21 protein-coding genes are annotated in these 21,658 nt (G+C 52.4%); 2 read left to right on the top strand and 19 right to left on the bottom strand.

The genetic code is table 11. From position 1 onward, the window contains the following. Positions 1-5: 5 nt before the first annotated feature. The 11 genes from H8K26_RS17240 to H8K26_RS17290 form a co-directional block, all read right to left on the bottom strand. Positions 6-407 carry a YchJ family protein gene (locus H8K26_RS17240; RefSeq protein WP_190481243.1) on the bottom strand — a complete coding sequence of 134 codons (402 nt, stop codon included), beginning with the start codon at positions 405-407 and terminating at the stop codon, positions 6-8. Beyond that, positions 404-808 (bottom strand): rhodanese-like domain-containing protein, encoded by a 405-nt coding sequence (locus tag H8K26_RS17245; protein WP_190481244.1) that lies wholly within the window; start codon positions 806-808, stop codon positions 404-406. Before H8K26_RS17245 ends, H8K26_RS17240 begins: the two co-directional genes overlap by 4 nt. Positions 809-896: 88 nt before the next feature. After that, positions 897-1,502, bottom strand: a complete 606-nt coding sequence (locus tag H8K26_RS17250) for a 2-hydroxychromene-2-carboxylate isomerase (protein ID WP_190481248.1) — start codon at positions 1,500-1,502, stop codon at positions 897-899. 47 nt (positions 1,503-1,549) lie between these two features. Further along, entirely contained in the window at positions 1,550-2,680 is a 1,131-nt protein-coding gene (locus tag H8K26_RS17255) for an acyl-CoA dehydrogenase family protein (protein WP_186884240.1), read from the bottom strand. 49 nt (positions 2,681-2,729) lie between these two features. Continuing rightward, positions 2,730-3,398, bottom strand: coding sequence for an SDR family oxidoreductase (locus H8K26_RS17260; RefSeq protein WP_190481250.1), 669 nt, complete (start codon positions 3,396-3,398; stop codon positions 2,730-2,732). Between the two features lie 226 nt (positions 3,399-3,624). Then, positions 3,625-4,821 (bottom strand): acetyl-CoA C-acetyltransferase, encoded by a 1,197-nt coding sequence (locus H8K26_RS17265; protein WP_190481252.1) that lies wholly within the window; start codon positions 4,819-4,821, stop codon positions 3,625-3,627. 110 nt (positions 4,822-4,931) lie between these two features. Then, positions 4,932-6,716: a bifunctional isocitrate dehydrogenase kinase/phosphatase gene (aceK, locus tag H8K26_RS17270; protein ID WP_190481255.1), complete on the bottom strand. Its 1,785-nt coding sequence runs from the start codon at positions 6,714-6,716 to the stop codon at positions 4,932-4,934. A gap of 9 nt (positions 6,717-6,725) precedes the next feature. Next, positions 6,726-7,655, bottom strand: a complete 930-nt coding sequence (locus tag H8K26_RS17275; protein ID WP_190481257.1) for a pyridoxal-phosphate dependent enzyme — start codon at positions 7,653-7,655, stop codon at positions 6,726-6,728. 84 nt (positions 7,656-7,739) lie between these two features. Then, positions 7,740-8,924, bottom strand: a complete 1,185-nt coding sequence (locus H8K26_RS17280) for an isovaleryl-CoA dehydrogenase (RefSeq protein ID WP_190481259.1) — start codon at positions 8,922-8,924, stop codon at positions 7,740-7,742. A gap of 151 nt (positions 8,925-9,075) precedes the next feature. After that, positions 9,076-9,534, bottom strand: a complete 459-nt coding sequence (locus tag H8K26_RS17285; protein WP_186897545.1) for a PaaI family thioesterase — start codon at positions 9,532-9,534, stop codon at positions 9,076-9,078. A gap of 112 nt (positions 9,535-9,646) precedes the next feature. Beyond that, complete coding sequence (locus H8K26_RS17290) at positions 9,647-10,048, bottom strand: MerR family transcriptional regulator (protein WP_186884590.1); 402 nt, start codon at positions 10,046-10,048, stop codon at positions 9,647-9,649. 131 nt (positions 10,049-10,179) lie between these two features. On the opposite strand from H8K26_RS17290, the gene H8K26_RS17295 reads away from it, so the two are divergent. Beyond that, the gene (locus tag H8K26_RS17295; RefSeq protein WP_190481261.1) at positions 10,180-11,253 is read left to right on the top strand and encodes an MBL fold metallo-hydrolase; all 1,074 of its coding nucleotides are present in this window, start codon (positions 10,180-10,182) and stop codon (positions 11,251-11,253) included. A 68-nt stretch (positions 11,254-11,321) separates the two neighbouring features. On the opposite strand, the gene H8K26_RS17300 is transcribed toward H8K26_RS17295, so the two are convergent. The 6 genes from H8K26_RS17300 to H8K26_RS17325 form a co-directional block, all read right to left on the bottom strand. Then, positions 11,322-12,194, bottom strand: a complete 873-nt coding sequence (locus tag H8K26_RS17300; RefSeq protein WP_190481263.1) for an alpha/beta hydrolase family protein — start codon at positions 12,192-12,194, stop codon at positions 11,322-11,324. Between the two features lie 44 nt (positions 12,195-12,238). Then, positions 12,239-12,736, bottom strand: coding sequence for a YfbM family protein (locus H8K26_RS17305; RefSeq protein WP_190481265.1), 498 nt, complete (start codon positions 12,734-12,736; stop codon positions 12,239-12,241). Between the two features lie 228 nt (positions 12,737-12,964). Beyond that, on the bottom strand, positions 12,965-14,182 hold the full coding sequence (locus H8K26_RS17310; RefSeq protein WP_190481267.1) for a zinc ribbon domain-containing protein: 1,218 nt from the start codon (positions 14,180-14,182) through the stop codon (positions 12,965-12,967). Between the two features lie 136 nt (positions 14,183-14,318). Beyond that, a complete protein-coding gene (locus tag H8K26_RS17315; RefSeq protein WP_190481269.1) occupies positions 14,319-15,359 on the bottom strand; it encodes a zinc ribbon domain-containing protein in 1,041 nt (346 codons plus the stop codon). Between the two features lie 282 nt (positions 15,360-15,641). Beyond that, positions 15,642-15,941: a helix-hairpin-helix domain-containing protein gene (locus H8K26_RS17320; protein WP_190481271.1), complete on the bottom strand. Its 300-nt coding sequence runs from the start codon at positions 15,939-15,941 to the stop codon at positions 15,642-15,644. A 90-nt stretch (positions 15,942-16,031) separates the two neighbouring features. Further along, entirely contained in the window at positions 16,032-16,853 is an 822-nt protein-coding gene (locus tag H8K26_RS17325) for a DUF2971 domain-containing protein (RefSeq protein WP_190481273.1), read from the bottom strand. Positions 16,854-17,226: 373 nt separating this feature from the next. On the opposite strand from H8K26_RS17325, the gene H8K26_RS17330 reads away from it, so the two are divergent. After that, positions 17,227-18,093, top strand: coding sequence for a DMT family transporter (locus H8K26_RS17330; RefSeq protein ID WP_223827097.1), 867 nt, complete (start codon positions 17,227-17,229; stop codon positions 18,091-18,093). Between the two features lie 97 nt (positions 18,094-18,190). Here the strand turns inward: H8K26_RS17330 and H8K26_RS17335 are convergent, their stop codons facing one another. Together H8K26_RS17335 and H8K26_RS17340 are read right to left on the bottom strand one after the other, a co-directional pair. Then, the gene (locus H8K26_RS17335) at positions 18,191-20,587 is read right to left on the bottom strand and encodes a TonB-dependent receptor plug domain-containing protein (RefSeq protein ID WP_190481277.1); all 2,397 of its coding nucleotides are present in this window, start codon (positions 20,585-20,587) and stop codon (positions 18,191-18,193) included. Between the two features lie 254 nt (positions 20,588-20,841). Next, positions 20,842-21,636: a helical backbone metal receptor gene (locus H8K26_RS17340; RefSeq protein ID WP_190481279.1), complete on the bottom strand. Its 795-nt coding sequence runs from the start codon at positions 21,634-21,636 to the stop codon at positions 20,842-20,844. Between the last annotated feature and the right edge of the window lie 22 nt (positions 21,637-21,658).

Below are 21,658 nucleotides of genomic sequence, written 5' to 3' on the forward strand. Positions count from 1 at the left end.
TTGATCTATTTTTGAGGAAAGCTGCCATCGACATACAACCATTTGCCGTCATATTTCACAAAACGACTGACTTCGTGCAGGCGGTGCGCTTTACCTGCAATTTTGTAGCGGGCGACAAATTCCACGATGGCCTGATCGCCGTCTTGCTGATGTTTTCTGACTTCCAGCCCCAGCCAGTTGGTGGGTTCGTCATGGGTGATGCGCTCTGATGGACAAGTACGTTCATCCCAGGTCGCGCGCAGATAGGCTTCATCATTGCGCGTATACGCGCTGTAACGTGAGCGCATCAGCGCTTCTGCGGTTGGTGCTGCGGCAGTACCGCTGATATACACGCCGCAGCATTGTTCATACTTTTTTGCTGAACCACAGGGACACGGGCTAGCATTTTTTTGCTCTTGACGACTCATACAACTTTCTTGATTTCCTTGGCAACAGTCGGTGCGCCCGCGGCTTTCCATGCAGTAAAGCCACCTTCGATATGGGCAACATTTTCCAGGCCCATATCCATCAAAGTCTTGGTGGTCAGGGCGCTGCGCCAGCCTGCTGCACAAAATAAAATAAATTCTTTGTTCTCACCGAATACTGGACGGAAATAAGGTGAATCCGGATCAACCCAGAATTCGATCATGCCGCGCGGCGCGTGGAATGCGCCAGCGATCACGCCTTCGCGCTCAAGCTCACGGATGTCGCGCACATCAATGAATTGCACGTCACCTTTATCCAGCTTCGTCAGCGCTTCGGCGACGCTGTAAGTCTTGATCTGTGCGTACGCTTCGTCTACCAACTGCTGATAGCCTTTTTTTAACATGCTGTTCTCCTCGTGACGCAGAAAAATTCCACGTTTTCTGTCCGGTTATTTTTTGATAAATTCAAAATTTTTATCTATGCGGTGCTGTTTAAAAGCCACCCTTCGCCAGCCATTGTTCGACTTGCGGCAAGCGGTCATTGCCCCAGAAAGATTCACCATCAACGATGATCCACGGTGCACCAAAGATACCTTTTTCTATCGCCTGCTCGCATTGCGCTTTCAGCGCTTCTTTGTACTGAGGATCGTCGCAGGCGGCCGCGGCGGCGGCACCGTCCAGCCCCATCGCCGCTATCTGCGACGCCAGCCAGCCAGTATCATTCAATGCAGTCGGACCAGAAAAATACGCACGTGTGACCTGACGCACGAATTCACCGACACGCTGCGGTGCAATGTCTTGCAGCCACAGGCAGACCCGTGAGGTATTCTGGGTTGCGATAGGAAACAGTTCCGGCAAAACAAACGGCACTCCTGCATAACGCGCAGAGCGCAAAAAATCATGCTTGAAATAATCCGCCATTTGCGGTGGCCGCATGGTCAGCGGGCTGGAGCCGGTCACTTTGAATACGGCACCCAGCAACATCGGTTTCCAGCTCACTTCACGCTCATACCTGGCGGCCAGCTGTTCTATGGATTGCGCAGCGATGTACGCATACGGCGAAACAAAATCAAACCAGAATTCCACGGGTGCTTTCATCACGGTGTCCTTTTGAAAATGCAGGATGCTGTTGATAAGGTGTACGCTCAGGCCAGCGCGCGGCTGATCAGGATTTTTTGTATCTCTGAGGTGCCTTCGTAAATCTGGCATACGCGCACATCGCGATAAATCCGCTCCACCGGAAAGTCGCTGACATAGCCGTAACCGCCGTGTATCTGTATCGCATCGGAGCAGACTTTTTCTGCCATTTCAGACGCAAACAATTTCGCCATCGCCGCTTCTTTCAGGCAAGGTTTGCCAGCATCTTTCATGCTCGCTGCGTGCCAGATCAACTGACGTGCGGCTTCGATCTGGGTTGCCATGTCAGCCAGTTTAAATTGCACTGCCTGATGTTCGTAAATTGATTTGCCAAAGCTGCTGCGGTCTTTGGCATAGGCCAGAGCGGCTTCAAATGCGGCGCGCGCCATGCCTACCGATTGAGAAGCGATGCCGATACGGCCACCTTCGAGTCCGGACAAGGCGATTTTGTAGCCCATGCCTTCTTCGCCGATCAGGTTTTCAGCAGGGATACGGCAATTCTCAAACAGGATTTGCGCGGTATCGGAAGAGTGCTGACCCATTTTATTTTCGAGCCCGGCGACGATATAGCCCGGCGTTTTGGTCGGCACCCAGAATGCGCTGATGCCTTTTTTACCCGCAGCTTTATCCGTCACGGCCATAACAATCGCGACGTCTGCATGTTTGCCGCTGGTGATGAATTGTTTGACGCCGTTCAGTACATAATCGTTACCTTCGCGACGGGCGGTGGTTTTCAGATCAGACGCGTCGCTGCCTGCATGCGGCTCGGTCAGGCAGAACGCACCGAGCATCTCACCTTGTGCAAGCGGCCGCAGCCATTGCTGTTTCTGCGCATCATTCGCATACATCATCGCGATACTGCAGACCGGGCAGTTATTCACGGACACAACCGTTGAGGTGCCGCCATCACCGGCGGCGATTTCTTCCAGCACCAGCGCCAGCGACAGGTAATCCATCCCCGCGCCACCAAATTCTTCCGGCACCGCAACACCATACGCGCCCATCTGCGCCAGTTCTTTTAATTCTGCTGCCGGAAAATGGTGTTCCTTGTCCCAGCGCGCCGCATTCGGTACCAGTTTTTCCTGTGCAAATGCGCGGATCGCATCGCGGATCATTTCGTGTTCTGCTGTAAGTAACATACCTGGTCTCGTTCTGATGTTGTTCTGTCTGTTTTTTTGTTTTTTCTGCTTACCAGTTCAGGCTGGCACCGTTGTAATTGAAAAACTGGCCGTTGTCGTCTGACTGCAAACCCGCCAGTGTTTTGCGTATGCCGTGCGCACTGTCTGCCACCGGAAGTTCAGCACCGACGCCGCCCATTTCTGTTTTAACCCAACCCGGATGCAACGCCACGCAAATCGCTTGTCGCGTCTGTAAAGACACATCCTTCAGTACAGAATTCAACGCGGCTTTGCTGGCACGATATAACCAGCCGTGACTGCCGTTACGCTCACTGATGGAGCCCATCATCGATGAAATGACGGCAAGACGGCCACCGGCATTTTCGACCAGCGGCAATATGATCGGGAGAATCCGCATCGCGGCTAACACATTGGTATGCATCACTTCGTCAAATTGCGTGTCATGCGGCGTCTGCAGCCCCGTCGTGCGCGGGCCATACACGCCGGCATTCAGAATAGCGACATCGATCTTTTCATCATCGAGTCGCCAGCCAAGACCACCGCAATCATTGATGTTCGTGACATCCAAAGGAACGACCTCACAACCCTGCGCCTGCAAAGTTGTCAGATCAACCGCCTTACGCGCCGTGGCAATCACACGCCAGCCAGCCGCCTTATATTGCAAAGCCAGTTCGTGACCGATACCGCGTGACGCGCCGATGATAAGTGCTGTGGGCATCTTGCTTCCTTGTTGTCAGTTCTGCGTATGTCAGATTGCATTTCAAGATGCCCCACAGCGGTGTCGCCTGCAAGGGCTTCCTGATGAAAATAAAATTTTGTACCTATAGTTTTAACGCTGAGTAAGCGTAGCGAGCGACGCAATATTGAGTTAAGAAGCGCAGTCGTACTTGAGTACGACGAGCATCGCAGGCTCAAGAGTGCGCCGCGCAGTAGCTTAATCAGTGTTAAAAAAGTTCGATGGCCATCGCTGTGCCTTCACCACCTCCGATACACAAGGATGCCACACCGCGCTTCTTACCTTGTTTTTTCAACGCACCGATCAGCGTGATGATGATACGTGCGCCGGATGCGCCGATAGGATGGCCGAGTGCGCAGGCACCACCGTGGACGTTGACTTTGTCGTGGGAGATGCCGAGATCTTTCATCGCGGCCATCGGTACGGCAGCGAAAGCTTCGTTGATTTCAAACAGATCGACATCTGCTGTTGTCCAGCCGGTTTTTTTGTACAGCTTTTGTATTGCACCGATCGGCGCGGTCGTGAACCAACCTGGTTCCTGTGCATGCGATGCGTGAGCGACGATTTTTGCGATCGGTGTCAGGCCGAGTTCTTTGGCTTTGGACTCGCGCATCAGCACCAGCGCTGCAGCGCCATCGTTGATGGAGGAAGAAGATGCGGCAGTGATCGTGCCGTCTTTTTTGAAGGCTGGTTTCAGAGCCGGGATTTTGTCGAGCTTGGCTTTCAGAGGGCCTTCGTCTTTATCAATGACGACGTCACCACCGCGACCGGAAACGGTAACCGGTGCGATTTCCCACGCGAACGAGCCGTCTGCTGTCGCTGCTTGCGCGCGCTTGACGGAAGCAATCGCAAATGCGTCCTGATCTTCACGGCTGAACTGGTATTTGGCAGAACAATCTTCAGCAAAAGTTCCCATGGAACGGCCTCCGCCTTTTTCATCGCGGCTATAGGCATCTTCCAGACCGTCAAGCATCATGTGATCGTAAATCATGCCGTGGCCGATACGATAGCCGCCGCGCGCTTTTGGAATAATGTAGGGCGCGTTGGTCATGGATTCCATACCGCCGGTCACCATCACTTCATTGCTGCCTGCGCTGATGGAATCGAATGCCATCATCGTTGCCTTCATCGCGGAACCGCACATCTTGGACAAGGTCACCGCGCCGGTGGACATCGGCAAACCTGCCGCCAGCGAGGCCTGACGCGCAGGCGCCTGACCCTGACCTGCCATCAGGCAGTTACCAAACAGGACTTCTTCAATCAGCTCGGGCTTGACGCCAGCACGTTCAACTGCGGCCTTGATCGCCACAGCACCGAGCTGACTTGCCGTCAGGGAAGCGAAATCGCTCTGAAATGCACCCATAGGGGTACGGGCTGCGCCAACGATTACGATAGGATCTGTCATGTTTTTCTCCATTGAATGTGAGGTGATACAAAATTTCTGCTTGTCTGTTTTTCTCTGAAAACATCTGCAAGCGCGATTAAGACTGTTGATACTGATAAGACATAAAAAAATTATTTTTGCTGTGCTAACTCTTTATTGATAAACCTGACTTCCTGCGGATACGGGAAGACATCATCCACCTTGCCGTCCACGATGCGCAGCTTGCGACCCTGCCAGTAATCGGCGGTCAGCAAGTCAGCGTGGTGTTTCATAAAAAATTCTTTTACTTTCTGATTTCCGAGCAGGAAAGTGCCGAATTGCTCAGGAAATACGTCATTCTTTGCGATCGGATACCAGGGTTCAGCGGACATCTCGTCTTCTTCATTGCGCGGCAACGGTATCTTGCGGAAAGTGCAGTCAGTGATGTATTCAATTTCATCGTAGTCATAAAAAACGACACGACCATGACGTGTCACGCCGAAGTTTTTATACAACATGTCGCCCGGGAAAATATTCGCCGAGACCAGATCTTTAATCGCGTTGCCATATTCGAACACGCCTTGTTCCATGGCCTGCATATCGCCACGTTGTTCGGCTTCAGTCAGCCAGATATTCAGCGGTGTCATGCGGCGTTCTATGTACAGATGTTTGATGACGACTTCTTCATCATTCACTTCCAGCATGGACGGCGCGTATTGGCGGATTTCTTCGAGCAACTCTTCAGAAAACCGTGAACGCGGAAAAGCGACATCGGAATATTCCAGCGTGTCGGCCATGCGCCCAACACGGTCATGATTTTTCACCAGCAGATATTTTTCTTTAATCAGCGCCCGGGTGGTTTCTTTCGGCGGCGGGAAACTGTCTTTGATCAGCTTGAACACATACGGAAAAGAAGGCAGAGCGAACACCAGCATAACGAGACCGCGAATACCGGGCGCCGCTTCGATGCGATCCGACGAGTATTTCAGATGATGCAGAAAATCGCGATAGAACAGGTTTTTTCCATGTTTTTGCAAACCGATCATCGTATAGATTTCACTACGCGGTTTCTTCGGCAAAATGCTGCGGATGAATTGTACATACGCCGATGGCACTTCCATATCGACCATGAAATACGCACGGGTGAATGAAAACAGCACCGTAATCTGCATCACATCAAACAAGATCGTATCGAGTACCAGCTCATTTTTCCGTTTATGCATCAGCGGAATCACAAACGGATATTCGCGATTACCGTTAATCCCTTTGCCTATGATGTAGGCAGATTTATTCCGGTAAAACAAATTCGCCAACACCTGAATCTGGTGATTCGGTTCCAGCTTTTCACGCCCGAAATGTTCACGCAAACGTGCCTCGACGACGGCGACATCGCGATCAAGATCTTCAAAAGGAGTATTGAGCTGAAAATTCGTGACGATGCGTTTGATCGTGTAATTCAGACCGTCAGTTGCCGGGTAATACACGCGATAAGTCGGCGGCGTATCGTCACGTTCTATGTATTCAGTTGAAGTTGCCGGACGCACGAAAATGAAATCATTATGAAAGTAATTTCTGTTAAGTAATTTCGTGCAGACGGTGTTGAAAAATGTCTCAGCCAGTTCCGGCCGTAAGTGGTCGATCAGCAAACCCATGTAATGCAGTTTGACTTCACGCCAGACCTCATCGGTCAGATCGTTTTCATCGTAATCATCTTCCAGTACGCGCACACATTCCCGCACGCGGGTGTCGTAAAACTGAATACGTTCACGGGCGGCGATTTGTGCCGCTTTCCAGTCGCCCGCCTCAAAAAACTGCTTTGCCTGCTGACTACTGATACGGAATAAATGGTAATGCTTGTCAAAGCCATCCAGTATCGTACGCGCGATATCAAACGCGATCTGGGACGACAATAACTTAGGAAAATGCGTGTTTGGCATAGCGATGGCTCAGGGCAGGTTGAACTGGGTTTTCCAAGCCTCTAGTTTTACCATATCAACAGCGATACCACCGCATACCACGATCAAGGGACGCTTAAATTCTTTTAATACAGGCAGATTCTGGTACGCCACCGCCAGCGTGGCACCGCAAGCGGGTTCCACCAGTGTGCGCATATCATCCGCAAACGCGAGACAGGCGGCAACTGCCTGTGCATCGCTGACGGTGACACTGTGAATCTCATGTTTCTGCATCCAGTCGAACGCTTGTTGCGCCACCCGACGGGCACCTAATGTGGTGGCGATTGATGTAATCGCAGGCAATGTCACCAGTTCACCCGCTTGTACCGATGCATGTAAGGATGCCGCACCTTCTGTTTCTACAGCAATAACAGGAATATGCGCCAGACCATTGCGGTGTAAGCCCTGCACAATGCCGCTTAATAAGCCGCCACCGCCGACAGAGCACAGCACAACGTCAAAATCCAGCGTACCAGCAACCTCGTCGATCAAAGTCGCATTGCCATTCCAGATATCAGGATGGTCGAATGGCGGGATATATACCGCACCCGGCTGTTCGCAGGCTTGCAAAGCCGCCTGGTTGGTTTCGTCCCACACTTTGCCGGTGACGATCACCGTCGCACCGATCGCGCGTATCTCCGCGCGCACACTTTCAGCAGTAGTTTCCGGGACAAAAATCGTGGTCGGCAGACCCAGCGCCACACCCGCAACCGCAGCCGCAAAACCCGCATTCCCGCCAGATGGGCAGACAAAATGTTGCGCCCCCAGCGCGGCAGCGCGCTGGCACATCAGGCCGATGCCGCGTAATTTGAACGAGCCCGAGGGCTGCAAATTATCCATCTTCAGCCAGACTGATTTATGTAGCTGAGCGGAAAGCGGGCGATGCGCAAGCACCGGTGTCGTGATGTGTAATTGGGTCATGGCTGAGTATAGTTGCTGTGTACGCGCAATCCCTTACGTGCAAGCGTGACTTAAGGGAGTGCGCACCAGTACGAAAAATCCAGTTTACTTCGTTTCCGCAAACAGTTCGCGGCCTATCAGCATGCGGCGGATTTCGCTGGTACCAGCACCGATTTCATACAGTTTGGCATCGCGCCACAGGCGGCCGACCGGGTACTCATTGATATAGCCATTGCCACCCAGCGCCTGGATCGCTTCACCTGCCATCCAGGTGGCTTTTTCTGCCGAGTACAAAATCGCGCCCGCAGCATCTTTGCGTAAGGCGCGGACTTGTTCCGGATTGGTGGCACGGTCGCAAGCCTGGCCAACCGCGTAAACATAAGCTTTGCAGGCCATCATGGTGGAATACATATCCGCCAGTTTGCCTTGCATCAGTTGAAATTCGCCAATCGGCTGACCAAACTGTTTGCGGTCATGCACGTAAGGCACAACGGCATCCATACACGCCTGCATGATGCCGAGCGGGCCGCCGGACAAAACTGTGCGCTCAAAATCGAGGCCGGACATCAGCACATTCACGCCCTTGCCAAGACCACCAAGCACGTTTTCTGCAGGTACTTCGCAATCTTCAAAGACCAGTTCACCGGTATGCGAACCGCGCATGCCGAGCTTGTCGAGTTTTTGCGCAATACTGAAACCTTTGAAATTCTTTTCAATCAGGAAAGCGGTCATGCCACGCGGGCCAGCTTCCAGATCGTTTTTTGCATACACCACCAGCACGTCGGCGTCAGGGCCATTGGTGATCCACATCTTGGTGCCGTTCAACACCCAGCGGTCGCCTTTGAAATCGGCGCGCAATTTCATGCTGACGACGTCGGAACCTGCATTCGGCTCGGACATCGCGAGCGCACCGATGTGTTCACCGGAAATCAGTTTCGGCAGGTATTTTTGCTTTTGCTCTTCGGTGCCGTTGCGTTTGATCTGGTTCACGCACAGATTCGAATGCGCGCCGTACGACAAGCCTACCGAGGCGGACGCGCGCGAGATTTCTTCCATCGCGATGATGTGGGCGAGATAGCCCATGTTGGCGCCGCCGTATTCTTCGCTGACAGTCACACCCAGAATGCCGAGATCGCCCATCTTGCGCCACAGATCCATAGGGAACTGGTCGTTGCGGTCGATTTCCGCCGCACGTGGCGCGATTTCGGCGGCGGCAAATTGTTGAACGGCTTCACGCAAAGCGGCGATATCGTCGCCATGATCGAAAGTTAAACCGGGTAAATGGAGCATGTCATCCTCACTGTAATGATGGAACAGAATCTTTTTTATTCATCAGAGTGGCGCAATCCCGGTTTCGCAGCGATAGCCTTGCGAAACCAATTTTGCATCCATACTGTTATTTTTTGCTGCGACTACATTGACCGTCACGGCGGACCGTCAGTTATTTTTTTGCGATCACAAACAAAGTCTGTTGCATGATCGCGCACAATTTTTCTTGCCCCTGATTGACGACAAACACCTCGGCGCTTGAAACGACCAGGGTTTTTCCTGATTTCAAGACCTTGCCACGGGCGATCAGGGTATCGCCTATGCCGGGTGCAACGATATTAATTTTATACTCGGCAGTTAAGCACTCACTTACAGGCATCAACAATGTATTTGCGGCATAACCACCGGCAGCATCCGCCAGCGTGCCAATCACGCCGCCATGAAAATAGCCGTGTTGCTGACTAACAGCATCGCTGTATGGCAAGCTGATCTCACAGGTGCCGGGCGTCATTCCGGTCAGTTTTGCATTCCACGCCATCAACGCACCCTGGCCGTTGAAGCTCTGCAGCAAAGTCAACGCCAGCGTGTGATCAAGCGCGGCGGGTGCTGCGGATGTGGCGTCCTGATACATAAAGTCTCCCCGGAAATACAAAATCTGAGCAAAATCTGAGCGTAGGAAATAATACGACTAATTGACGTTAACGTAAACGTCAATTGATTGCGTTTTGTGCAGACTGGTATTTCTACGCGGTCTGACCAGCTTTCGTATGCAAGGCCAGCAAACGCCGGCTTTTATCTTCATGGGCGCTGATTTCCGCCAGCATGACTTCGATATCCTCGCGCTGCTGCTCAAGTGAAGCGCGGTGCCGTGCCAGCACCACCAGAAAGCTCTGTAATTGCGCTTCGGTATCTTTTGGTGAGCGGTACATGTCGACCAGGCTCTTGATATCCGACAAGCTCAGGCCCAGACGCTTACCACGCAGGGTCAGCTTCAGTTGTGTGCGTTCGCGCGCGGTATAGACACGATTGCGACCGCTGGGACCTTCGCGGGTCGGGCTTAACAAGCCCTGATCTTCGTAAAAACGTATCGCTCGTGGCGTGATATCAAATTCGCGGGCTAAGTCGGTAATGGTGTAGGTGGCCATAGTTTTAGTACACAAAATCGTTTTTCTGATTACAATCGCTGAAATCGAATTGACGTTAACGTCAATTGCATAAAAACGCATTGTAGGCTATTCCGGCTACAACGTACGTACCAAAAAGAGAAGAGACAACAATGAATCACCTGGAACAACAACTCGATTATCCGTTTGGCGAAACCCTGCCGGAATCTGGCAAGACGGTGGAAATAGCGCCCGGCGTTTTATGGATACGCATGGGCCTGCCGTTTGCACTGAACCACATCAATCTGTGGCTGCTGGAAGATGAAGTCGAGACTGCGCAGGGGCGGGTACATGGCTGGACAATTGTCGATTGCGGCATCGCCAGCGATGCCACCCGTGATGCCTGGGAAGTGTTGTTCGGTGATCTGCACAATCATCTGCGCGGCTTGCCGGTGGTGCGGGTGATTGCCACCCACTGTCATCCCGATCATATCGGCCTGGCAGACTGGTTGTGTACCTTGTGGAACGTGCCGCTGTGGATGACAGCGGGCGAATATGGCTTTGCCCGCATGATGTCGGCTGGTTTACCGGGTGCGGATGGCACCGCGATGTTTCCGCATTTCCGCAAACACGGACTCGATCCGGCGATGCAAGAACAGATACAGGAAAGAAAAAGTCATTACAGCCGCATGGTACCGACGGTGCCGACTTCGTATCGCCGCATGCAAGAAGGCATCGACCTGACGATTCATCAGCGGCGCTGGCAAATCATCACCGGCTTTGGTCACTCGCCAGAACACGCGTCATTGTATTGCGCTGATCTGAATATCCTGATTTCTGGCGATATGCTGTTGCCACGCATTTCCACGAATGTATCCGTGTTTGCGATAGAACCGGAAGCCAATCCGGTGCAGCAGTATCTCGATTCACTCAAGAAATACCTGCCGCTGCCTGAGGATGTGCTGATCCTGCCTTCGCATGGCAAGCCGTTCAAGGGGCTGCACACGCGCATCACGCAATTGGAAGAACATCACGCTGAACGCCTGGCCGAGGTCGTTGCAGCTTGTACGACGCCGCAATCAGCCTGTGACATCGTGCCACTGATGTTCCGCCGCCCGCTCGATGCGCACCAGCTGACATTTGCTATCGGCGAAGCACTCGCGCATCTGCACAAACTGTGGTTTGACGGCATTTTGCAGCGGCAAACAGGTGATGACGGCATCATCCGTTTTGTTGCCAGAACATAGGCACTGACATTGCGGCAACAAGCGAGCTGACCTGCCTGCAACGGTTCACACGAACTGATGGCAAGCGGCTATTTTGTTCTGAGTTCCATGCCCGCCAACGGTGACGGCGCCGCACAATTGCCGCTTTGCGCGCCCTGTAAAAACGCATGGATGGTTTGCGTGGTCAGTCCTTCGGTGCGATGCAATAAACCATTCCCGCCAAAATTCATATGCGATGCGCCATTCACGATACCCAGCCATTTGCAACCCGGAGACATGTCGGCAAACGGTTCGGTACGGGTACGCCAGGAAGCGTGTGCCAGATCATCGTCTCTGGTTCCTGTCATCAATAACACTGGCTTACTGATTTTGTACCAGGCATGGGCGGGAAAAATCAATCCCTCACCTTGTGGCGACAAGGTAATATACGCATCGAAACTGGCGGTGCCGGTCACGCCCATTTTATTGTCGGCACCGGCTTCCATCATGGCCACTGCCGCCCCCATGGAATGACCGAGTAAGACCGCGCGTCTGCCAGTACAACGTGCCGCAGCCCATTGACGCGCTGCATTAATGTCCATCAGCCGCGCCGCATAGGCTGGTGCATCGGTGACTAATTCTGTCAGGCCGTCCTGCAAACTGCCGCCGCGCTTGGCTTCACGCAAAGATTGTCTACCGCTTTCCAAATGCCCCGGCACAACGCTCAGAAAACCTTCTTTCGCCATGAATTCAGCCAGATAAACATAGCCTTTTTCCGAACCGCCAGCGCCGTGGGAAATAATCGCCACACCCTGACATGCTCCCGCATTCTGATACACCATAGCAGGAACACTCTGACTATCCTGACGCGTCAGCGAAATACGCTCCGCCGCAACAACCTGAGTAGACGCGACCGTCAATGCCGTCAAACCGATCAACATACCGATGTATGAACGCTTTCTGAATCCTGTTGCTGTATGCATCACGCCGCTCCTTAATTAATCTGGATAACACACACCTCAACGATCTAACTGATAAAACAGATGACCGCCTTGCCATGTGCGGCGGCATTTGCATAAAAATTTTGCAGATGGGAATAATGTTCTAGCAGATAATTTAATGCCTGCACCCCGTCGGTGATCCACATCCCTTCAGGATAAACCTGCGCTTTTTCCATCTTTGCTGCGTCAAAGCGCTGCGCCAGCGCGGATGCGGGCATTTCCTGCAACGCGGCACTGACTGCGGCGACCTGAGGCGCGGTCAGGCAACGGGCGGGGCCTTTACCAAGATCATCGCTGACTTCCTGATCGCCAAACACCGCCCACCCCAAAGGTTCGTCACCGCCAAAAGTCGCACCATTGAGCAAATACTGTATGCCGTGCCAGGCTTTTTCGAGATCAAACAATTCCGCTTCGTCGTTGCTGCCGTTTTTGGCAAAAATAAATTGGCGGACTTGTCCGGGATGCTGTTTCAGTTCATCCAGTTTTTCCTGTGTCAGCGTCAGATAAAAACAGCTCATGCCCATGAAATGCTCCCGAAAATCGGCTATCGTCACTCAGTCAAAATCCACTGCTTTCAACACGAACAGCATTCACAATATAACTGAGTGCAGCCCATTTCCGCATAAATTTCTGTCGTCCGAAACAACACGCCTATGGCGTTTGAGCTGATCTGTCAGGCCAGTCGTACAACGCTGAAATATCGCTTTGACGACTGACCTGAAGCTGGTATCGCACCGGATTTATAAGAGTTTTTACAGAGGATTTTTTGTGCCGCATTCACCGCAGAAAATGTCGTCTGCTGCCAATGGTGCTTTGCAGGCAGAACATACTCTGGCAACTGGTGCAACAGGCGCAGGCGGCACTGCTGGCGTCACTGTTGGGGCGATATCTGCTTCGGCTTTCGCCGCTGGCTGATTACTCTTGGCCGCCGCTGCAGATGCAACTGCGGCGTCTTTTGCTTCCTGCAATTTTGCCCCGGCACGGTCTTTGGCTTCGTTGGCGCGACGTTTTGCCTCCTGCATCTGCGCCTGTAATTGTTCTTCCGCTTCGGTAAAATTAAGACCATCCGTCACTTGCAGATAAATCAGGCAGGTACCGTTAATCATTGTCAGAAACGGAATGACCATACCAACGCTGAACAGCAGCCCGGTTGCGAAACCAAACGCACCGGTGTACGCCATGCCGCTCTCCAGAGCCTCAAAGCCGCCGCCATATCCCATCTGATTTCCCATATGGCTTCCCATGATGCCGGACATCATTCCCATCACATTTCCCATAGGATTAATGCCGACGGCCTGAGAAATTCCCATTGTCGTGACATAGCCGGAAAACAAAATGAACGACACCACGCCAGACAAAAACAGCACCAGGAAAGACAGCACGACGATATAAGTAATCGTCATCAGCAAACGCTGACGGACAATCACAAACAAACGGGCAATCGTTTCCATTACCGAGTTACCGGCCCAGATTGCCGGTGCCGCCAGTGGCATGGCTACATAAAATATACTGGCAAAAGTGACGCCGATGATCACCGTCAGCAATGGCAACATAACGGCATACAGCAAGGAACCAAGCCCGGGCAACTTACACAAAAAAAGCACGGCAAACGCAAGCAGCGCCACCAGCAAAAAAATCACCAGCAACACCAGCGCCACGCCCAGCATGCGATGTACCGTAAAGATGCCCTGGATAATCGCATCGCTGAAACTGAGTTCACGTCCCTGCGACTGGCGCATCAGCAAAATACCAACCGCCGAATAGCCGGTGATACCAACAATCAACGTCACGATGGAAAACAGGCCCCCCAGCAAAAAGCTGTGGCGTGTCAGCCAGGCAGTCATCGCCATAGACAGGAAAAAAGCCAGTGCTGCCATGCCAGTCATGGCAAGCGCGCGCCAGTTCGTTGCGGCCTCTGCGGCACGCAGCAACACAAATGGGCTGCCGGAAGTCTTTGGATTGCTGCTCATGTAGTCTCCGATGGATGTCGTCACTCTGGACGGGGTTAACAATGATGGGTGATGGAAGATGTGCGGCGCGGTCTATCAATGCCACGCCGGAACATAGGCATACGAAATCATGCGTATGCCCATGTGCGGAACTGGTTTAATAGCGTGAACGCAGTTGTTTGATTTTCCTGATTTTTGCGAGAGCCGCGGTATTGCCGGGGTCCAGCGCCAGCGCAGTCTGGGCGGTCGCCAGTGCATTATCGTAATCACCGCTGGCGATAAAACTGTCGGCACGGTTTAACAAAGCTGTCGCCTTACCATGCATCATTTCGCCGCCTGGCTGTGCCTGTGCCCCTTGTTTGCGTTTAGCGTTGACTGGTTCATCGTAAAAATCGTCATCTTCGTCAAATTCATCATCGTCATTCCGGCGTTTCTTTTTGGCGGTCACGGGTGCAGGCGCTTCCGTGGTTGCCGGTGTCGTCGGTGCGGTCGTCACTTCCGGCATTGCAACGGCAGAAGCTGGAGCCGGCGCAACATCCGCCGGCGGGCTGCTCGGCAATGAGGCGGCGACGGGTTCAGCACTGGTCACGACGGGCTCGGTCTGCGAACGGGATTTTGCATACCAGACGTAAGCACCAGCGCCAGCGGCAATTGCCACGACCGCGGCGACCAGCACGATGGCCGTCACCGGCGTCGCCGTCTTGCTGACCGGCAGGGCATTGTAGGAAGGAGAAGCGTTAGCGCCAGTTGACTGCGATGGCTGTGCAGCTACATTCGCGGTGCTTGCGGCTGGCGTCGCTGCAGTGACAGGGACATCCGTGTTTGCGGATGGCACAGCATCGTCAACAGTGGCGCTCACGCTTTGCACAGACAGATTTGTCGCGGCTTCGCTGGCAATGCTGGCAATAAATGCCTGCGCTGTCGGCAGATCAGCTGGCTGTTCTGTTGGTTGTTCTGTCGCGCTGACTGGTGCCTCGCTGGTGGTTGCCGCCACAACATCCGTTGCCGTGGCAGCGGCTACATCAGCGCCAGTGCTGGCACCGCATTTTTTGCAGAAACGCGCGCCTGGGGTCAGTGGCGCATGGCATTGATGACACTCAGGCGTCGGCGGCGCTGGCGGTAACAACGCACTGCCACACGATTTACAAAACTTGGCACCACCCCGGTTGTCAGTACCGCAGCTCACACAGGTATTCATCCATCTTCCTTTTTGTCGGCTTATTTTGTCGGTTTACTCAGCAATCAATCACTACGATCGGTAGTAAAGAAGTTATTGCAAAAATTATACAAGGGGTTTGTAACAAGACAATTAAAACGATGGCAGAAAATCAGGAATACGACAGGTAACGGCTCAGTTGTGCAACACAACAACGTAGCAAAGCCGTTGTTGAGGCCATCAACATACTGGGTGGGGTATTTTTCAGAAGCCTTTATTAATAAGGAGATCAATGCGAAAAAGCTGGATACTCCCCCATTTTTTTCAGGAAGAGGCTTTTTCCGCCTGCGCCAGCTTGCGGGCGTCGGTAAATTCCCACCACGGTTTCGCAGGTTCGCCATTCATGAATGCGGTGACCGACATGAACACATCGATCACGCAGGGATCGTGCCGCACGCCGGTCAGCTGGCACAGCTTTTCATACATCTGCCACGGACACTGCCCCACCAAATCCGCAGGCGCGCTGATGCCCAGCAAACGCAGATCCGCCGCACCGGCCTTGCCGATATTCGGTAAATCCGTCAGCTGGCGCAGGCGGTTTCGGTCAACTTTGTCGGGGTGCATGGGGTCTGCCTTGAATTGTCTACTAGGTCTGTCTCTGCGACGAGCACTCATTAGCCGTAGTAATTGGGTCTGACGTATGGTTTATTAACTTCACCCAAAAGTGTTTTTATACCGCTTCACTTTTACGGATGGATCGTTAAATTTAAAATCAAGCTGATTTCCCCGATAGTTCTGCCCCGTTATGATGCCTGTTACTCTCAATGACGACGGCAATTTAAAGCGATCTCCTGAACCAGATACAGAAAAATCGTCCGTATCAGAGAGTGAATTGAGTGCGACATATCGAACTTCTTTTTCGTGAATCCAACTTTTTTCTTTGGTAGTCACTAATCTGCTTATGCATTCCTCTGGAGTGAGAAGCAGCTCTAATATTGAAGGGGAAGGCAACTGATTCTCATACTTTACTCTGTGAAATCCCGCTGGCAAATTGCCTTGCGCGTCAGTATCCAACTCATACTCAACACAAAACCCTTTATGACTGTCCGCATAATACGCCCACATTAAAGAATCTTTAGGATCACCTGCAAAGAAACAGCAGACTCCTGTTGTATGTTTTATGTAACTTCTTATGCGGGCTACAGCCCCTTGGATATCTACATAATCAATATTTGGTTCTGGTTCGTAACGCGAAAAAATTTCTTTAAGCTTTTCAGCGACAACATTCTTTTTAACGTCAGAATTCGTTAGAGGGTGGCGCCAAGACGATGGCTCACTTGGCGGATAAATGAGGTCAATGCGGTTTTTAAATGTTTCGTAAGAAACGGAATCTAATTCAGGCGAAAATATCCCCTGCATCCGACAATCATTAGGATCATTAAATTCTTGTGGTGCTGAAAGATATATCTCGCCACGATTAATCGTCTCAATTCTCGCAGGCTCATCTTTTTCAAATCGGTATAGTTTCAGTTTCATTGAACCTGCTCCTTCGATGCTTAACGTGACATTACGATAACCGTATGCATGTCAATTGGCAATCCGCTTGCAAGTCGTCGGCAACGGTGATTCCGGCCCCCCCAAAGTCGAAAATATACTCCCCCCAGTATTTTTTAACACCCTTTGTTTATAAGGAGATGAAGGCAAAAATGGCTGATACTCCCCATTTTTTCGCTTCTTATGGCATTTTTCGGGGAATTTTCAGCTCCTTTCGTGCCGGGCTTTACGCGATACGGAACAACTCAACGTGACGCTGATGCGGCGAACCGGCATTTTCGTGTACCCTTCACGCTTTCTGTTGAAGCGCGCTATCGTGAAATCTGCCCACACTCCCGTTCCTGTCACCACGTATCTGAAACTGGTTGCGGTCGCCTTGTTCTGGGGCGGCACTTTTATTGCCGGTCGTATTGTGGCGAGTGAAATTCCGCACATGACCGCGGCGGCGCTGCGTTTTGCGGTGGCCAGCGGCCTGCTGTGGTTGCTGGCGTGGAAGCTCGAAGGCGGCTTGCCGAAACTGACGCGGCAGCAAATGCACGCGACATTTGCGCTCGGTGCGACGGGCATCTTTTTATATAACATCTGCTTTTTTTCAGCACTGGCACTCATGCCCGCCGGGCGCACGGCCTTGTTTGTCGCGCTCAATCCGATTGTCACGGCGCTGGCATTGGCGGCGTTGTTTGGTGAACGCCTCGGCGCGCGGCGCTGGCTGGGCATCGCGATTGCGTTTGCCGGTGCGGCGGTGGTGATCACGCGCGGCGATCTGGGCAGCGCGATCCGTGATATCTCGCAATCAGTCGGTAAAGGCGAATTATTCATGCTGTGCGCGGTCTGCGGCTGGGCCGCCTACACCATCATCGGCAAACATGCGCTGCGCGGTTTGTCGCCGATCGCTGCAACCACGTATGCATCGCTGTGGGGCTTGTCGCTATTGGTCTGCGGCGCGGTCACGGAATGGCCGCAATTCGATACCAGTCGTCTGACCTGGCCGGTACTTGCCGCCATCGTGTATCTGGGTGCATTCGGTACGGTGATCGGTTTTGTCTGGTATTACGAAGGCGTGAAAGCCATCGGCCCGGCGCGAACCGCGGTATTCAATAATCTGGTGCCGGTATTCGGTATCACGCTCGCCGCGCTGTTGCTGGGCGAACCAATTTTGTTGTCGATGATCGTTGGCGGTTTGCTGGTGATTGCGGGCGTATCACTGACTAACCGGCAATAGGATCAGCGCATGTTCTGCATTGCTGATCGAATAAAAAAGGAGGCATTTGCCTCCTTTTTTTACGCCAGAAAAATAAGCGGACAGATCAGAATGTCGATCAGAATTTTTTCCACAGTTTGACGAAATACGCTGCACCGCCCAGACCGAACTGCACGCTGTCGTAATAAAAGCCGTTGTCGGTTTCGTTCGGATTCTGACGCGTTGGTTTGACGTTGAAAATATTCGTGCCGCCGACCGTCAGTTTGGTGGTGTCATTGAATGCATACGTCACTGCCAGATCGGCAGAGGTTTTTGGTTCGTAATATGCATTCGGCACACCTGCTGCCGTACCGGAGAAAGTGCCCAGTGTTTGCGAACCATAGTGGATAACTTTGAATTCGCTGGCCCACGGACCTTGCTCATAGTTAAATGCCAGCGTGCCTTTCACGCGCGGGCCGCCTTGCTCGATGAACAGGCGTTCACGCTCGGACAGCAACACATCTTCATAGCCTTTCAGCGATGTCGGCGCATTCACTTTCGTGACTTCAGTTTTGCTGTAATTGAGGCCCAGATAGGTCGAGAGTTTGCCGGCACCAAGATTGGTTTTATGCGATGCGGTCAGATCGATACCTTGTGTTTTAGTATTGATGGAATTCACAAAAAACTGTGCCTGACCAACACCCAGCGCAGACAGCGTTGCACCCAGCGCCGGATAATTATTCGCATCAAAACGACCCGATAAAACGATGCGATCAGAAATATCGATGCGGTACAAATCGGCTGTCATAGAAAACGTATTGCTTGGTTTATACGTCAGACCCAGCGTGTAGTTTTTCGATTTTTCTTCATGCAGTTTCGGGATGCCTGCGGCGTTCGCAATCGTGCCGCCATTCGGTGCCAGCACCACATCCATCGGTACGCCGGAAATGAAGTCGGTGAAGGTCGACGAAAAATACACTTGCTGCAGCGATGGTGCGCGGAAACCCGTGCTCAACGAGCCACGCAGATTCACGTCGTCGGTCGCTTTGTAGCTCGCAGCAACTTTACCTGTGAGTGTGGAGCCGAAATCACTGTAACGTTCGCCACGCACTGCGGTTTGTACTTTAAAGCGATTCGTCACATCAGTTTCGATATCGACATAGGCTGCGAGGCTGTTGCGGCTGCGGTCGGTGCGGTCACCTGGCTGGAAGCCCGGAAAGCCCTGACTGCCGGCATTACCACCAAAACCAACGCCATCGACATCATTGTAAGACCCTGGCTCACCGGCGAAAATTTTGTAATTTTCACGGCGATATTCACCACCAAACGCGACGTTCACGCCATTCATGAAACCGTCAAAGAAACGGCTGAAGTCCAGATTCGTCGTCGCCTGAGAAAATGAGAAGCCGCCCGCATCAAAACTGCTCGGGCTGATGCCTTTGCCGCCGCTCAGCAAATCTTTATTCGCGATGGATGCATTCAGAGTATTGCTGATGTTGTACTTGAGTTCGTTGAAACCGTAAGTCTGCGACAAATCCGCACGCCACTCGCCTATGCTGAAGCGGTAACCGGCGATGCCGTAGATATCGTTGATATCGCCGTTGATGTAAGGCACAAAGCCATTCGGGTACATCGCAGCAGAATTGCGCGAAGGAATGTCGTCAGAACCTACACCACCACGCGCCCATGCTGCTGAAGAGGCTTTACGTTGCTGCGTTCCCAGCGTGAAATAGAATTTATCGTTGCCGCCATTCGGCACTTCACCGTTCAGATAAACGGTGGGTCCTGTGACTTTGGTGTCACCGATGGTGCGCGGATTACCCGGATCTGCCCGGTTTGAACGGCCGCGATCGGTGTATTCCACGGTTACACCGAGCACGCCTTTTTCACCGATCTGTATGCCGCAATAGGCAGACGGCAAATAGTTTTTACCATCACCGACAGAATACTGGCTGTAACCGAAACTGGCTTCACAACCTAGCGATTTTTTCAAGCTGATATCCATCACACCGGCAATCGCATCGGAACCGTATTGCGCCGCTGCGCCATCACGCAACACCTGTACATTGCTGATCGCCATGACCGGAATCGCATTCAGATCGGTACCGGTATTGCCACGGTTACGCGCGCCAAACAGATTGACCAGCGACACGGTGTGACGACGTTTGCCATTCACCAGCACCAGCGTCTGGTCTGAGCCCAGGCCGCGCAATGCCGCAGAATCCACCAGATCAGCACCATCGGCACCAGTCTGGCGGGTGGAATTGAACGAAGGCGAGATATTCGCCAGAGTCTGAGCAAGATCGAACTGTCCACCTTGTTCAGCGGATTTGGAAACAGAAATAAAGTCGATTGGTAATGGCGTTTCCGTGGCCGAAGAATTGATCCGGCGGGAACCGACGATGGTCATCGTTTGTACCGGCGCATCAGAGGCCTTTTCCGGGCTGGTCTGCGCGTACACGCAAACCGGAGTAAACGCTGCGGCAGAGCTGGCACCATAGAGGGCGAGCAAAATGGCCTTACGCATTTTGGTCATGACAAGATTCCTTAGAATTGCAATGTTGATTGGGAGATATTCAATTTGATGAGAAATCTGTCAGCCGGGCAAAACAGCAATAGCGTCAGGCCATGCCCAATCGAAGTGCAGGCCAGCCCTTGGTTTCAGACAGATTTCTATGCATTTGAGTATCAGCCCCTGAAGAAAAACATGTCAATCCTGGTGTGTCTGGTTTGTGTCCTCAGTGTGACATTTATGCGGAATAGCCAAAATTTGTAAAAATATTTTCAGATTTAAAATCTCAATGTTTTTAAATACATCAAGCCTTTGATTGCCCGGCTGCCGTACCACGACAGCATTTCACCATCGACCAGTTGCACAGGCTTGCCGAGTTGGCGTTCCAGCGCATCGACATGGTCTTCCGTGAAGCGATAAGGTTCGGTCGACAATAAGACGCTATCAAATTGCGCCGCCATCGTGTCATTCCAACTGAAAGCCGGATAGCGCAAGGTATTGTTTTCCGGCGTCCAGACCTGACAGCCCGCCAGATTCAGCATATTGGCGATATAGGTATCGCCAGCAATGGTCATCCACGGGTCTTTCCAGATACAGTACAAAACGCGTTGCGTGGATATACGCAACGGCAGATCAGCGTATGCCTTTTCAAATGCCGCGCAGAGTTGTTCAGCAGCGGCCTCGACCTGAAAAATTCCACCGAGCAGACGATATAAAGCCAGATTGTCGCGCGGGGTATTCGGATGGGTGACGATCACATGCGGGATAAATTCTGCGAGCGAGTCCACCGTCGGTTTTTCATTTTCATCGATATTGACAATCAGATGCGTTGGTGCGAGCCGGCGGATTTTTTCAATATTCACATCCTTAGTACCGCCGATTTTGGGAATCGCTTGCACCGTCTCGGCGCGATGTATACAAAACCCGGTACGCCCGACAAGAGACGATGCCAGGCCCAGATCGCAGATCAATTCGGTAATTGAAGGCACCAGACTGACAATTCTGGCCTGTGCTGCGGCCACGGGCTGATGTTGTTGCCCGATGGCATCGGTAAGGAAGATATCGTTCGTCATTTTTTGACCATAGTCGTCGCTG

This window comes from Cognatundibacterium aquatile (assembly GCF_014699135.1).
Taxonomy (GTDB): domain Bacteria; phylum Pseudomonadota; class Gammaproteobacteria; order Burkholderiales; family Burkholderiaceae_D; genus Undibacterium; species Undibacterium aquatile.

What these genes read in the sequence shown, in the direction of transcription:
- H8K26_RS17285 (WP_186897545.1), bottom strand. Translation starts at nt 9,534, where the DNA reads ATGTATCAGGACGCCACATCCGCAGCACCCGCCGCGCTTGATCACACG.
- H8K26_RS17310 (WP_190481267.1), bottom strand. Translation starts at nt 14,182, where the DNA reads ATGAGCAGCAATCCAAAGACTTCCGGCAGCCCATTTGTGTTGCTGCGT.
- H8K26_RS17335 (WP_190481277.1), bottom strand. Translation starts at nt 20,587, where the DNA reads ATGACCAAAATGCGTAAGGCCATTTTGCTCGCCCTCTATGGTGCCAGC.
- H8K26_RS17315 (WP_190481269.1), bottom strand. Translation starts at nt 15,359, where the DNA reads ATGAATACCTGTGTGAGCTGCGGTACTGACAACCGGGGTGGTGCCAAG.
- H8K26_RS17260 (WP_190481250.1), bottom strand. Translation starts at nt 3,398, where the DNA reads ATGCCCACAGCACTTATCATCGGCGCGTCACGCGGTATCGGTCACGAA.
- H8K26_RS17305 (WP_190481265.1), bottom strand. Translation starts at nt 12,736, where the DNA reads ATGGGCATGAGCTGTTTTTATCTGACGCTGACACAGGAAAAACTGGAT.
- H8K26_RS17240 (WP_190481243.1), bottom strand. Translation starts at nt 407, where the DNA reads ATGAGTCGTCAAGAGCAAAAAAATGCTAGCCCGTGTCCCTGTGGTTCA.
- H8K26_RS17265 (WP_190481252.1), bottom strand. Translation starts at nt 4,821, where the DNA reads ATGACAGATCCTATCGTAATCGTTGGCGCAGCCCGTACCCCTATGGGT.
- H8K26_RS17290 (WP_186884590.1), bottom strand. Translation starts at nt 10,048, where the DNA reads ATGGCCACCTACACCATTACCGACTTAGCCCGCGAATTTGATATCACG.
- H8K26_RS17325 (WP_190481273.1), bottom strand. Translation starts at nt 16,853, where the DNA reads ATGAAACTGAAACTATACCGATTTGAAAAAGATGAGCCTGCGAGAATT.
- H8K26_RS17300 (WP_190481263.1), bottom strand. Translation starts at nt 12,194, where the DNA reads ATGCATACAGCAACAGGATTCAGAAAGCGTTCATACATCGGTATGTTG.
- H8K26_RS17245 (WP_190481244.1), bottom strand. Translation starts at nt 808, where the DNA reads ATGTTAAAAAAAGGCTATCAGCAGTTGGTAGACGAAGCGTACGCACAG.
- H8K26_RS17250 (WP_190481248.1), bottom strand. Translation starts at nt 1,502, where the DNA reads ATGAAAGCACCCGTGGAATTCTGGTTTGATTTTGTTTCGCCGTATGCG.
- H8K26_RS17295 (WP_190481261.1), top strand. Translation starts at nt 10,180, where the DNA reads ATGAATCACCTGGAACAACAACTCGATTATCCGTTTGGCGAAACCCTG.
- H8K26_RS17340 (WP_190481279.1), bottom strand. Translation starts at nt 21,636, where the DNA reads ATGACGAACGATATCTTCCTTACCGATGCCATCGGGCAACAACATCAG.
- H8K26_RS17280 (WP_190481259.1), bottom strand. Translation starts at nt 8,924, where the DNA reads ATGCTCCATTTACCCGGTTTAACTTTCGATCATGGCGACGATATCGCC.
- H8K26_RS17320 (WP_190481271.1), bottom strand. Translation starts at nt 15,941, where the DNA reads ATGCACCCCGACAAAGTTGACCGAAACCGCCTGCGCCAGCTGACGGAT.
- H8K26_RS17255 (WP_186884240.1), bottom strand. Translation starts at nt 2,680, where the DNA reads ATGTTACTTACAGCAGAACACGAAATGATCCGCGATGCGATCCGCGCA.
- H8K26_RS17275 (WP_190481257.1), bottom strand. Translation starts at nt 7,655, where the DNA reads ATGACCCAATTACACATCACGACACCGGTGCTTGCGCATCGCCCGCTT.
- aceK (WP_190481255.1), bottom strand. Translation starts at nt 6,716, where the DNA reads ATGCCAAACACGCATTTTCCTAAGTTATTGTCGTCCCAGATCGCGTTT.